Consider the following 13,335-nt stretch of genomic DNA (forward strand, 5'->3'; position numbering starts at 1 on the left):
GCGACAGTACTTACCGGAGGCCTGATGGACAGTGTGGATCTGAACGTCCTGCGCAGCGTGCTGCAATGGCGCCGCGCCGGGCAGCGCGTGATGTTGTACAGCGTGGTGCAAACCTGGGGCAGTGCGCCGCGCCCGCCGGGGGCGATGCTGGCCCTGCGCGGTGATGGCGTGGTGATTGGCTCTGTGTCGGGCGGTTGCATCGAGGATGACTTGATTGCGCGCCTGCAAGATGGCCGCTTGCCTGCTGACGGCCCGCCTGTGCAGTTGGTGACTTACGGCGTCACTCGCGATGAGGCCGCACGTTTTGGCCTGCCCTGCGGTGGCACCCTGCGGCTCACCGAGGAGCGCGTGGAAGAGTGGGGTTGGGTCCAAGCGCTGCTGGCGCGTTGTGAAGATCATCAGATTGTCGCTCGCGAGCTGAATCTGGCCACGGGCGAGGTGACCTTGAGCGCCGCCAGCAAGACCGACGTGGTGAGCTTCGACGGCGAACGCTTGCGCGCCATCTACGGCCCGCGCTGGCGCCTGCTGCTGATCGGCGCCGGGCAGCTGTCGCGCTACGTAGCGGAAATGGCGCGCCTGCTGGATTTCGAAGTGCTGATCTGCGACCCCCGCGAAGAGTTCGTCTACGGCTGGGAAGACCAGCATGGCCGCTTTGTGCCGGGCATGCCCGACGAGGCGGTGTTGAATATTCATACCGATGAACGCACGGCCATTGTCTGCCTCACCCACGATCCACGTCTGGATGACATGGCGTTGCTGACGGCGCTGAACTCCACGGCGTTCTATATCGGCGCCCTGGGTTCGCGGGTCAATACCCAGAAACGTCGGGAGAACCTGGCCGCGCTGGGCCTGTCGGCGGACGCCATCGCGCGTTTGCACGGGCCGATCGGCCTGCACATCGGCAGCCATACGCCGGCGGAAATTGCGCTGTCGCTGATGGCGGAAATTGTTGCGATCAAGAACGGGGTGGCACCGATGCAGAAAAAGCCGTTGGCAGTGGTGGCCGAGTGACGGTGACCGCAATTGTGCTGGCGGCGGGGCAGGGCAGTCGTTTTCGGACTGAAGCAGGAGCTGATCAAGATAAGTTGCTTGCCGCTTGTGTGGGGCTGGATGGCATTAGCCGGCCGGTCATCGAGCAGGTGCTGCGCAACTTGCCTGAGCGTGTTGTAACGCGCTGGCTGGTGACGTCGCCGGAGCGCGGGGAGGTTATCCGCCTGGCAGAGGCTTATGGCTGTCAGGTTGTACTGCTGGATTCTAGCGGTATGGGCGACAGCATTGCGGCGGCGGTCAAGGCCAGCGGTGCAGCGGATGGGTGGCTGGTGGTGTTGGGGGATATGCCGTTTATTCAGTCATCGAGTATCGAACGGGTGATCGCCAGCGTGGAGGGCGTCACTGTGCCGGTATCTGCCGGGCAGTACGGGCACCCGGTGGCTTTCCATCACAGGTTTGGGTCGGCGCTGATGGCGCTGAGTGGGGATCGTGGGGCCAGGCCGTTGTTTGCACAAACTCAGGTGCGAGAGGTGCAGGTAGATGATCCTGGTGTGCTTTGGGATGTGGATGTGCCGCAACGGTTGAGTTTTACTGCAGGTTAAGTGTGGCAGTTGGCTTGCCTTAATGCCGTTCAGTTAAGCGTATATCGCCCTCTGTAGGAGCGAGCTTGCTCGCGAAAAACGTCAACGATAACGCGTGTGTCCTGATTGAACGCGGCGCCTGTGAGTTTTTCGCGAGCAAGCTCGCTCCTACAAAAAACCTTAATTGAACGACATTATGGCTTTCCGGCGATCGCGATGTATCCGTCACAGCCACGCTGGCTGAAACGACGCTATCGCAGGCAAGCCAGCTCCCACAGTGATTGCATTTCAAGTCGAGATAGCCAGCCATAAAAAAGCCCCGCCTGATCACTCAGGCGGGGCTTTTTAGTGGCGGTTGGAATCAGACGAGGGGTTTAGGCTCGTGCTCTGCTTCCGGGGCCTTGTGCTCTACCGCCTGGGCTGCGGCTGCAGCAGCTTCGGCTTCCTTGCGGCGACGACGCACTTCACGTGGGTCGTTCGGCGCACGGCCGTTTTCGGTGAGTGCGCTTGCAGGTGCAGCTTCAACCACAGGGGCTGCCACTTCGGCAGCCACCGGGGCTTCAACTTCAACCACGGGCGCAGGCTCCACAACCGGCGTCGGCTCAACCACTGGGGCTGGCTCGGCGACGATTTCGGCAACCGGTGCCGGCGCTTCTTCTACCACTGGGGCAGGTGCTGGCGCTTCAACCGGGGCAGTCGGTTCGGCGGTCCACTGGAAGGCGGTCTGTTCTTCGCGAACTTCGCGCACGGCCGGGGCTGCTTCTTCGACCACTGGAGCTTCTACAGCCGCTTCGATTACTGGCTGAGCCTCAACCACTGGAGCCGGTTCAACGGCAACCGCTTCAGTTTCTGGCTGTGCATCGCGAACCGGGGCAACTTCCACTTCCGCAACCACTGGGGCTTCGACAGGGGTGGTGGCTTCAACAACTGGCGCTTCAACAACCGGCGCTTCGACCGCTGGGGTTTCGGCGGCTGGCGCTTCTACGGCAACAGTGTCTTCGACGGCAGCGGTAGCGCGTTCGGCTTGCTCGTGAGCCTGGGCTTCAGCGGGTGCGCTGATGACCGAGCTGGCGACGGCAGCAGTAACGGCCAAGCCGGCAGCCAAGTCGGCGCCTGTTGGTTCGTTGTTGGCAGCTTCTGCGTTTTCGCCGGCTTCTTCCGAACCTTCGATCACGTTGCCGTTGGCATCACGCTGACGCTCACGACGGTTGCTGCGACGACGCTGGCCACGGGAGCGGCGGCGTGGACGATCGCCGTCGGCGTTGTCCTGGCCGTCTTCCTGCAGTTGCTCTTCACCGGTCAGTACTTCTTCTTCGCTGGCGGCAGCGGCTTGCTCGGCGCGTGGTTGACGCTCTTCACGTGGCGGGCGCGGTTGGCGCTCTTCACGGGGTGCGCGCTCTTCACGCGGCTGGCGGGCCGGGCGTTCTTCGCTGGTAACGGCTGCGGCAGCGGCAACGGCAGGTGCCGCGTCCAGAGGCTCGCGCAGTTCACGCACACGTTCTTCACGCTCGCCACGTGGCTTGCGGTCTTCACGTGGAGCGCGTGGGGTACGTGGGGCGCGCTCTTCACGCGGTGCACGTTCTTCACGGGCTACGGTCGGGGTGTCTTCACGGGCTTCGCGAGGCGCACGCTCTTCACGTGGTGCGCGTTCTTCGCGAGGCTTGCGCTCTTCGTCACGGCGGCCATTGCGGTTACGGCTCTGCTGGCGACCGTTGCGACGTTCTTCATTGCGCGCCGGGCGCTCGGTGGCAGGTTTTTCAACCACAACCGGGGCAGCAGGCTCTTCCTTGGTGGCGAACAGGCTGACCAGCGACTTCACCAGGCCCTTGAACAGGCTTGGCTCAGGCAGGGCGGCCGGCGCGGCAACCGGGGCGGCAGCTTCGGTCGGTACCGGGGCGTTGGCGCGGGCCGGCGCAGTCTTCACGGCCGCTTCCTGGCGAACCAGGGTGCGGGTCGCAGCGGCTGGCTGGACTTCTTCGACTTCGGCGGCAGCCGCGGCGATTTCATAGCTGGACTGGCCGCTGTGGGCTTCCGGGCTGTCATCACGCAAGCGCTGGACTTCGAAGTGCGGCGTCTCGAGGTGATCGTTCGGCAGGATGACGATACGGGCACGGGTGCGCAGTTCGATCTTGGTGATCGAGTTGCGTTTTTCGTTGAGCAGGAAGGCCGCAACCGGAATCGGCACTTGTGCGCGAACTTCGGCGGTACGGTCTTTCAGGGCTTCTTCTTCGATCAGGCGCAGGATCGCCAGGGACAGCGATTCAACGTCACGAATGATGCCGGTGCCGTTGCAACGCGGGCAGACGATGCCGCTGCTCTCGCCCAGGGATGGACGCAGGCGCTGACGGGACATCTCCAGCAGACCGAAGCGCGAGATGCGGCCGACTTGCACGCGAGCGCGGTCAGCTTCCAGGCATTCGCGGACTTTCTCTTCCACGGCGCGCTGGTTCTTGGCAGGGGTCATGTCGATGAAGTCGATGACGATCAGGCCGCCGATGTCACGCAGGCGCAGCTGGCGGGCGATTTCTTCAGCCGCTTCCAGGTTGGTCTGCAGGGCGGTTTCTTCGATGTCGCTGCCTTTGGTCGCACGCGCCGAGTTGATGTCGATGGACACCAGGGCTTCGGTCGGGTCGATCACGATGGAGCCGCCGGAAGGCAGTTCGACCACACGCTGGAAGGCGGTCTCGATCTGGCTTTCGATCTGGAAACGGTTGAACAGCGGCACGCTGTCTTCGTACAGCTTGATCTTGCTGGCGTACTGCGGCATCACCTGGCGGATGAAGGTCAGGGCTTCGTCCTGGGCTTCAACGCTGTCGATCAGCACTTCGCCGATGTCCTGGCGCAGGTAGTCGCGGATGGCGCGGATGATCACGTTGCTTTCCTGGTAGATCAGGAATGGCGCGGAACGATCCAGGGACGCTTCTTTGATAGCGGTCCACAGTTGCAGCAGGTAGTCGAGGTCCCACTGCATTTCTTCGCTGCTGCGGCCAAGGCCGGCAGTGCGCACGATCAGGCCCATGTCGGCCGGTGCGATCAGGCCGTTCAGCGCTTCACGCAGTTCGTTGCGCTCTTCGCCTTCGATGCGACGGGAAATACCGCCGGCACGTGGGTTGTTCGGCATCAGTACGAGGTAACGACCGGCGAGGCTGATGAAGGTGGTCAGGGCCGCGCCCTTGTTGCCACGTTCTTCTTTTTCGACCTGGACGATGACTTCCTGGCCTTCGCTCAGGACGTCCTTGATGTTCACGCGGCCTTCGGGGGCTTTCTTGAAGTATTCGCGGGAGATTTCTTTAAGGGGCAGGAAGCCGTGGCGCTCGGAGCCGAAATCGACAAAGGCAGCCTCGAGGCTTGGTTCGATGCGAGTGATACGGCCTTTATAGATGTTGGCCTTTTTCTGCTCGCGTGCACCGGATTCGATGTCCAGGTCGTAGAGGCGTTGGCCATCTACCAGTGCAACACGCAACTCTTCGGGTTGAGTTGCGTTAATCAGCATTCTTTTCATGTTGTACCGTCGGTTTCCGGGCTGCCGGAAACGGCGTTCGGCACACACGACTTCTCACGGTCGGTGTCAGGTGCGTCAAGAGTGGTTGGCCACTCCAGTGTCCAGCAAAATCGGCCAATTGGGCCGGTATCGCGACGGACGCGTCCTGCTCGTTAGCGGTGGTGACAAAGGCACCACTTCAACAAAAGCTAAGGTCAGGAGGAGGAATCAACCGGCGACTGTGGACGAGATGAAGCGTCTAAAACAAGCCTAGTGCTACACAGTCCGACGGTTGTGCATCTCCACCCTACACGTATCCCTGATAATTCGGGTGCTGCCGCGCGCAGAATCCGCAGCGGGTTGGCATTTACCGTGTTCTCCAATGGGGAGTCCACGCTCATGGCTAAACAAGACTAGGTGTGGGCGGTTGCGCTCTCACTCAGCTCTTAACAGGCGTTGTTTCCGAAGCATTCGCCATGGTCTGGCTCAAAACTGACTGCACTTTGTGAACTGGCCGTAAATATCGGCGCAAAAGGCGAGTATTCACTCTGCTTTCTGCACTCGCTTCAGGCCTCATGTCACCTGCGCTTGTTACAGTCTTGAGCCTTCCAAGGTGGCAAAAGCCCCGTAGGACGGCCTCGCGTCCTGATGAATTGCGATGGTCAGGGCCGGCAGTTTGCCGCATGTCCTCTGTCCAAGCCGCTTTTGGCGGCGTTCGCGACTATAGCAGTAATGATTAAGTGCTTCAATTCCATAAAAAATTGTTATCATCGCCGCCATGACGACTACCGCCCCCCCGACCCCCAGCGTCCAGCTGCTTGAGGTCTCGCCGGAATATGCCGGCCAACGCATCGACAATTTTCTCCTGGCCAGGCTCAAAGGCGTGCCCAAGACCTTGATCTACCGCATCTTGCGCAAAGGCGAAGTGCGTGTGAACAAGGGGCGCATCAAGCCTGAGTACAAGCTGCAGGCGGGCGATATCGTCCGTGTGCGCCGCCCGTGCGCGTGCCTGAGCGCGACGAGCCGGTGCCGCTGGCCCAAGGCCTGTTGCAGCGCCTGGAAGCGTCGATTGTGTTCGAAGACAACAAGCTGATCGTGATCAACAAGCCCTGTGGCATTGCGGTTCACGGCGGCAGTGGCTTGAACTTCGGCGTGATCGAAGCCTTTCGTCAGTTGCGCCCCGATTGCAAGGAGCTGGAGTTGGTCCATCGCCTGGACCGCGACACGTCTGGCCTGCTGATGATCGCCAAGAAGCGCAGCATGTTGCGCCATCTGCACACCGCCCTGCGTGGCGATGGCGTGGACAAACGCTACATGGCGCTGGTGCGCGGCAACTGGGCCAGCTCGATCAAGAGCGTGCGTGCGCCGTTGCAAAAGAGCAACCTGCGCTCCGGCGAGCGCATGGTCGAAGTGGATGAGGAGGGCAAAGAAGCCCTGACCCTGTTCAAGGTGCTGCGTCGCTTCGGGGACTTTGCCACCATGGTCGAGGCCAAGCCGGTGACCGGGCGCACCCACCAGATTCGGGTGCACACCCTGCATGCAGGTCACTGCATCGCCGGTGACACCAAGTACGGCGACGAGGATTTCTCCAAGGAAATTCGCGACCTGGGTGGTAAGCGGCTGTTCCTGCACGCCTACATGCTCACCGTGCCGCTGCCCGATGGCGGCGAGCTGAAACTGCAGGCGCCGGTCGATGAAATGTGGGCCAAGACCGTGGAGCGTTTGAGTGTCGCACCTTGACTACAAGCTGCTGATCTTCGATTGGGACGGGACGCTGGCCAATTCCATTGGCCGCATCGTCGAGTCCATGCACATGGCCTCCACCCGCTCGGGCTTTGACTTGTGCACGGACCTGGCAGTCAAGGGCATTATCGGCCTGGGCTTGCCTGAAGCCATTCGCACCCTGTACCCCGACATCAGCGAGGCCGAGCTGGTTGCGTTTCGCGAGCACTATGCCGACCACTACATCGCGCTGGAGGCGACGCCTTCGCCGCTGTTTGAAGGTGTGGTGCAATCGCTGGAAGCGTTTCGTGCCCAGGGGTATCACCTGGCGGTCGCCACCGGCAAGGCTCGTCGCGGCCTGGACCGTGTGCTCAAGGCCCACGGCTGGGAAGATTACTTTGATATCACCCGCGCTGCGGATGAAACCGCCAGCAAGCCCCATCCTTTGATGCTGGAGCAGATCCTTGCGCACTGTGGCGTAACGCCACGCGAGGCATTGATGGTGGGCGATGCGTCTTTCGACCTGATGATGGCGCGCAATGCGGGCATGGACAGCGTCGCGGTCAGCTACGGCGCCCAGTCGGCCGAGGCATTGCAGCAATACGAACCGAGACTGACGATTGATCATTTTTCCGAACTGCAGGCCTGGCTCAGCCGGGCCCGATAAGTCTTTGCTGGGGTTGATGGCATGAGTGACGAGTGGAAAGCGCCTGAAAAGGCCGAGAGCAGTGATGATAAAAGCTGGAAGCTGCTGGAAAAGACCCTCCTGGCCAGCGTCCAGGAGCAACGCCGTTCGCGGCGCTGGGGGATTTTCTTCAAGCTGCTGACCTTTGTGTACCTGCTTGGGATGCTGGCGCTGTTCAGTCCGCTGATGGACATGGAAAAGAGCGCCACCCGCGGCAGTCATTACACCGCCTTGATCGAGGTGCGCGGCGTGATTGCCGACAAGGAGCCCGCCAGTGCCGACAATATTGTCACCAGCCTGCGCGCGGCCTTTGAGGACCCCAAGGTCAAAGGCGTGGTCCTGCGTATCAACAGCCCAGGCGGCAGCCCGGTGCAGTCGGGCTATGTGTATGACGAGATTCGTCGTCTGCGCGCCTTGCATCCGGATACCAAGCTCTATGCCGTGATCTCCGACCTGGGTGCCTCGGGCGCCTATTACATTGCCAGCGCTGCGGACCAGATCTATGCCGACAAGGCCAGCCTGGTGGGTTCTATTGGTGTGACCGCGGCCGGTTACGGTTTTGTCGGTGCCATGGAGAAGCTGGGGATAGAGCGTCGCACCTACACCTCGGGTGAGCATAAGTCGTTCCTCGACCCATTCCAGCCGCAAAAAGCCGATGAAACCCAGTTCTGGCAGGGCGTCCTCGACACTACCCATCGTCAGTTCATTGCCAGCGTCAAGCAGGGCCGTGGTGATCGGTTGAAGGATAAGGATCATCCGGAGCTGTTCTCCGGCCTGGTCTGGTCGGGTGAGCAGGCGTTGCCGTTGGGCCTGATCGATGGCCTGGGCAGTGCCAGTTCGGTGGCGCGGGATGTGGTGGGTGAGAAGGAGTTGGTGGACTTTACGGTTGAGGAATCGCCGTTTGATCGCTTCTCCAAAAAGCTCGGAGCTAGTGTCGCGGAGAAGCTAGCGATTTACATGGGTTTTCAAGGGCCGTCCCTGCGCTGAACTCTTTCGACAGTCAACAGCGCATGAGGGGGGCGGCAGCAGCGTTTTTGTCGGAATTCGTCTATTGGCTCGATCTTCGTCAAGATTGGAGCAATATCGTCTGGAGTAGGGTAGATCGTTAACAGTTGTTACTAATCGAGGCGGCCAGTGCGGGAACGAATGGGTGTCTTTAGGTAAATAAGGATACAGCGGGCGGGGAGGTTTCCCCGCCAATGTTTCCTTATTTAATGCAGGCCTAGTAATGATTTCTCAAGGCTCTAGTACCATTCCTCGCCAGCCGCTCAGCGCTCCATCGCCACAAACTCTAGTCGAAGCCCCCAAGGCTGATGAGAGCCCCTCTATTGCTGATATAAATCGGCAAATTTCGATGGATCCCGTGCGTCATGAGCAGCGGCTGGCGCAACTTTTTGGCAATGCGTTGGGCCAGGTTACCGGCGTTCCCGTCAGGGATTCGGAAATCATGATTGCACCTATTCCTCCCTTTTCGAAGTTTGGACAGTGGTGGGGCCTGTTGCAGGCGGTATTAGCCTCGCCGGATTTCCAGAAGTGGATGCATGATGAGGGGGTTGTTCCTGAGTCGATAAAAATCACTCCTGAAACAGGCGAAATCTCTTATAAGACCAAGGGGTGGGGGCAGAACAGGGTTCGCACGTTGGACGACGCCGCGTGGTCGAGCGTCAGCACTCCTATTTTGAAGGTCCTGGCCTTACTGACGTGGAAAGCTAATACCCCCTATGGACCGGTGATATTTGACAGCCCGAAAAGCGCATCATTGAAGGCTGTTGCTGATTTTTACGGGGAGTCCTCAGCGATCTTTCACGGGCCAGATCCGGCAAGGCAGCGGGCGGCGGAGCTTGAGCGTGAGCCTGTCTTTGCGAGGCCTTCGAATGGTTTTTCCGAGCAGGAGCTCGAGCAGGAGCTGGGTCGCCAGCGCACGCTGCTAGGCAACAGTAATACTCGGTTCGCCGCAGCTGAAGAGTTGAAAAAGCTGGTCTCGCGACTTGACGCCGATGAGCCAGAGCTCGAAATTCTGGATTATCTCAACGACTACCATTTCACGGTTGATCCTCACGGCTCTTACGCCGCCAGGCAGGATGCGGGCGCATCCAAGACGCCTTCGCTCAAGCAATATTTACACGACAACGGTTGGAATATTCCCGCTACGAGGGAGGAGCTGTCCAACCTTATTCAGCGTTTGTTAACCCCTTCGGCGCAGTCCCCTATCCATGGCAATAATGGTGGTGCTTTGGCATGGCCGATTGCCTTGGATACAGACGTGGAGCAGCAACTCAGAAGTGATGTTCGTAACGGTAAGGTGGGCGGTATTGACTTGGGAGATTCCAAGAGCGTTCTTGGCTACCTGATGCAAGGCAATTATTTCAGCCCGGACGAGTTGAAACATCCACAAAAGATAATTGATCGTTTGATCCTGTCGCCTAAAGGCCGAGCATTAGGCGAAGCTATTCAGGCCGAGATGGATGCGAAACTTATCAAGGGCAGTGCTGCTGATTGGTTATTGGCCGTCATGCACATGAGCCGTAGCGGGGCCTTGGATAAGGCTGCATCGTCGGAAGATAGCCTTGAGGGGTTTGCGCTGAAGGGCAGCGACAATCGGTTCAAACCCGCCTCAACGGTCGTTGAAAATCTGGCGAATTATTTGGTATCTGAACAAAAAGCGTCATCGCTTGAGCAGGCAAGGGTGCAAGCGTACTTCTTGCTCTCGACTCATGCCCCCGAGTTTATAGTCAAGGGTATTCCCGATAAAGTGACGCCGGGCACTCATAGCTGGGTCAGCTTTACCACGGCCGTGGCTCGTATCGAAGCAGAGGCTCCGGGTGCAACAGCCCAAATGACTTATGAACAAGTCATGATGCGTGCTGACCTCGCGCCGATTTCTGGTTACGAAAGTCAAGTGGAATATGTCGCTCAACAGGACGCCCTTCAAGATTGGGCCGCTGCGCAACACATGTCGCCTCCGGTTGACGAGGAAAGCTGGGCCGCGGTGCGAAACGCCTTTAATGCTCAGATTCTTGAATTGAAAGCGGCTTCCGAAGGGTTCAGTGCGCCTGTGCCGGATGGGAAAGAGGCATTGCTGGCAAAGCTGAAGGAGTTTTTGCCGGATGTGGATGAGCAAGTGTTGATGAAGAAAAACCTCGTTATATTTCCATATGATCCTAAAAGCCCCGGGCCTTATTCGATCTTGGATATATACGCCGCCGGGAGGTTGCATGACCCCTATGGGCAAAGCCCTCGGGGGAAGGCGGCTACTAGATGGCGGTCGGTAGAGGGCGAACATCAGGTATACAAGCTCTTGGATAGAATCAAGGATATTCCAAGTCCTTCCGATGTGCTGGGGGAGTTGTATGTGCCCTACATCAAGCGACTTGAAAGTAGTTTTTCGTCGCTCATAAAAAATATGACGGCGAAACTACCGCTGAAGGATCAGCAGAATATTGAGTTCGGCGAAATTACCATTGTCCGGGAGCTCGATGGCCAGGTTCATGGCGTGCGCCAGGAAAAGACCACCCGTGCCAAGCCTAGCGTTATCCTGGTCAAGACCAAGAACGCTGAGGGCGAGGTCAATACGTACGAGTTTGATTATAAAAATGGCAATGTGTCCAAGCGCTCGGATCTGGGGGATTTCAAGGTCGGCCGGCAGCCTCAGCAGTACAATAGTTACTTCAAAGAGCTTCAACATATAGAGACTACGCGTAAGCAGTACCCGCCTGGGTTTACTGATGCAAAGCCGGTATCGGCGGACCTTCCAGGCAGTTTTAAGAGTGAGCGCGTTTCATTTATTGCTGATGCTGTGCTCAGGGATGTGGACGCTTATTCCCTGCTGGATGACGCTCGGGGTGAAACCACTTTTGATACCGAGGATCCTTTCTACCGCAAGTTCGAAGCGTTCTTGATCAATCTCATCCCTTTTGGGTCGGCGATTAAAAATTTTATCAACGGTAACTCGGCCCAGGGTGTGATTGACCTTTCAATGGATGTTCTGGGTTTTGCGTTGGCCTTTGTGGGGGGCGGTTCTTTGGCAAAAGGGCTCGCGGCCGTCAAGGGGGCAGGCAAGGTTGCCCAGGTAGCTAAAATTGTAGGTCGTGCAGCGCTGGGCGCACTCAACCCGCTCGGAGGTATCGGCGACCTGGTGGTTGGAGGGATCAAGTCGTTAAAGAATGGTCTTAAAATATTGAGCAGTGGCCTCGGTAATGGTGAGCGGCTCTGGTTGGCTGTCAAAGGCGCTGCCACGTTAAGTGATATCAATCAGAAGGTGTCTCTGTACGCATCATTCAATAAGCTGGTCGGGGAGTGGTATGGCGTTGATCCCAGGACCGGGCAGTCTTTTGGCAAGCCGCTGAAAGACTTCAAGCCCGACCCGGTCTCTGCAGCCTTGCCGCAGAATATATAAGCGCAAGGCTTGCTCTAAAACGGACGCAGCGCTTAAGCCCGCTGTGCCTGGGCAGTGGGTGTTGCCTGTTTAGGGGATTTGGGCTCCTTCGGCCAGTAACATATCCACCAGCCGAATCAGCGGAAGTCCCACTAAACTTGTGGCATCCATCCCTTCTGTAGCCCGAAAGAGGGAGACTCCCAGACCCTCGGCTTTGAAGCTGCCCGCGCAGTCGTAAGGCTGCTCGGTGAGCAGGTATCGCTCGATTCGGGTTGCGTCTAGTGTGCGCATGTGTACTGTGAACGGCACGCAGTCGACCTGGCAGTGCCCAGTCTCGCTGTTGAGCAGTGCCAGGCCCGTGAGGAAGCTCACACGCTTGCCGCTGGCAGCCAGCAGTTGCTCGCGAGCGTTTTCGAAAGTGTGGGGCTTGCCGATGATCCGGCCTTCCAGTGCAGCGACCTGATCCGAGCCAATGATTAAATGGCCAGGATGGCTGGCGGCGAGGGCGCGGGCCTTTTGCTCGGCCAGGCGCTTGACCAGTTCGATGGCGGACTCATCTGGGCGGTGGCTTTCGTCGATATCCGGCGAGCTGCAGGTGAACGGCAGGTGCAGGCGGCTCAGTAATTCCCGGCGATAAACCGAGCTGGACGCGAGTAATAAAGGCAGCATATACGTCTCCTCAAGGCAGTCCCCGATTCTAGCGACGTGACCGGCTGACGCACAGGGCTGAATTTCCTTTGACATGGCCGGGTGCATCCCTATAATGCTGCGCCTATGTTGAATGACCCGATTCCACCTCACGTTGACCCGCGCAAATTGGCTGATCGTGGCACCACCCTTCAAGGTGAAGTGCTGCTGGCCGATTTGGAGAGACTCTGCGACCCGCTTTCCGACACTGTCGGTACGGTGCAGGCACAATTCGTTTTTGAACGAGATGAACGTAAATCTGTGGTGATCCACAGCGTTATCGACACCGAAGTCAAAATGGTTTGCCAGCGTTGTCTTGAGCTGGTCACCCTGCCGATCCACAGCGAATGCAGTTATGCTGTGGTGAAAGAGGGTGCGAATACCCAGTCGTTGCCGAAAGGTTATGACGTGCTGGAACTGGGCGAAGATCCATTGGATCTGCATGCACTGATCGAGGAGGAGCTTTTGCTCGCCTTGCCCATTGTGCCTGCTCATCATCCGGAAGAATGCCAGCAGCCGGAGGGTCTCGATGACGAGGCCGAGCCGAGCGAGGACGAGGTAACGCGGTCCAACCCGTTCAGTGTATTGGCGCAGTTAAAGCGTGACCCAAACGTTTAGGAGTTAATCAATTATGGCTGTTCAGCAGAACAAAAAATCCCGCTCCGCCCGTGACATGCGCCGTTCGCACGACGCTCTCGAGGCTAGCACCCTGTCTGTGGAAAAGACCACTGGTGAAGTTCACCTGCGTCACCACGTATCGCCAGAAGGCGTATACCGTGGCCGTAAAGTGATCGACAAGGGCGCTGACGAGTAA

At 58.8% G+C, this 13,335-nt stretch carries 9 protein-coding genes and 1 pseudogene; 8 read left to right on the forward strand and 2 right to left on the reverse strand.

Features of this window, described 5'->3' with window-relative positions:
* Positions 1-24 precede the first annotated feature (24 nt).
* Both V8689_RS06975 and V8689_RS06980 read left to right on the forward strand, forming a co-directional pair.
* Positions 25-1,011, forward strand: a complete 987-nt coding sequence (locus V8689_RS06975; protein WP_056790335.1) for an XdhC family protein — start codon at positions 25-27, stop codon at positions 1,009-1,011.
* Entirely contained in the window at positions 1,008-1,592 is a 585-nt protein-coding gene (locus V8689_RS06980) for a nucleotidyltransferase family protein (RefSeq protein WP_056790339.1), read from the forward strand. The genes V8689_RS06975 and V8689_RS06980 overlap by 4 nt, the downstream gene beginning before the upstream one ends.
* A gap of 340 nt (positions 1,593-1,932) precedes the next feature.
* Here the strand turns inward: V8689_RS06980 and rne are convergent, their stop codons facing one another.
* On the reverse strand, positions 1,933-5,073 hold the full coding sequence (gene rne, locus V8689_RS06985) for a ribonuclease E (protein ID WP_434520696.1): 3,141 nt from the start codon (positions 5,071-5,073) through the stop codon (positions 1,933-1,935).
* Positions 5,074-5,830: 757 nt separating this feature from the next.
* Between rne and rluC the strand changes: the two are divergent.
* The 4 genes and pseudogenes from rluC (at position 5,831) to V8689_RS07005 (ending at position 11,855) form a co-directional block, all read left to right on the forward strand.
* Positions 5,831-6,792, forward strand: a pseudogene (rluC, locus tag V8689_RS06990) (23S rRNA pseudouridine(955/2504/2580) synthase RluC).
* Complete coding sequence (locus V8689_RS06995) at positions 6,779-7,441, forward strand: HAD-IA family hydrolase (RefSeq protein ID WP_056790345.1); 663 nt, start codon at positions 6,779-6,781, stop codon at positions 7,439-7,441. Before rluC ends, V8689_RS06995 begins: the two are co-directional and overlap by 14 nt.
* Before the next feature lie 21 nt (positions 7,442-7,462).
* Entirely contained in the window at positions 7,463-8,446 is a 984-nt protein-coding gene (locus V8689_RS07000; RefSeq protein WP_056790349.1) for a S49 family peptidase, read from the forward strand.
* 241 nt (positions 8,447-8,687) lie between these two features.
* Positions 8,688-11,855: a hypothetical protein gene (locus V8689_RS07005; protein ID WP_150073256.1), complete on the forward strand. Its 3,168-nt coding sequence runs from the start codon at positions 8,688-8,690 to the stop codon at positions 11,853-11,855.
* A 69-nt stretch (positions 11,856-11,924) separates the two neighbouring features.
* Here the strand turns inward: V8689_RS07005 and V8689_RS07010 are convergent, their stop codons facing one another.
* A complete protein-coding gene (locus V8689_RS07010) occupies positions 11,925-12,503 on the reverse strand; it encodes a Maf family protein (protein WP_056790355.1) in 579 nt (192 codons plus the stop codon).
* A gap of 105 nt (positions 12,504-12,608) precedes the next feature.
* Here V8689_RS07010 and V8689_RS07015 point away from each other — a divergent pair, with 105 nt between their 5' ends.
* Both V8689_RS07015 and rpmF read left to right on the forward strand, forming a co-directional pair.
* Positions 12,609-13,139 (forward strand): YceD family protein, encoded by a 531-nt coding sequence (locus V8689_RS07015; protein WP_032893131.1) that lies wholly within the window; start codon positions 12,609-12,611, stop codon positions 13,137-13,139.
* A 13-nt stretch (positions 13,140-13,152) separates the two neighbouring features.
* Complete coding sequence (rpmF, locus tag V8689_RS07020) at positions 13,153-13,335, forward strand: 50S ribosomal protein L32 (protein WP_003179396.1); 183 nt, start codon at positions 13,153-13,155, stop codon at positions 13,333-13,335.

The organism is Pseudomonas sp. AK181, assembly GCF_051122975.1.
Taxonomy (GTDB): Bacteria; Pseudomonadota; Gammaproteobacteria; order Pseudomonadales; family Pseudomonadaceae; genus Aquipseudomonas; species Aquipseudomonas lactis.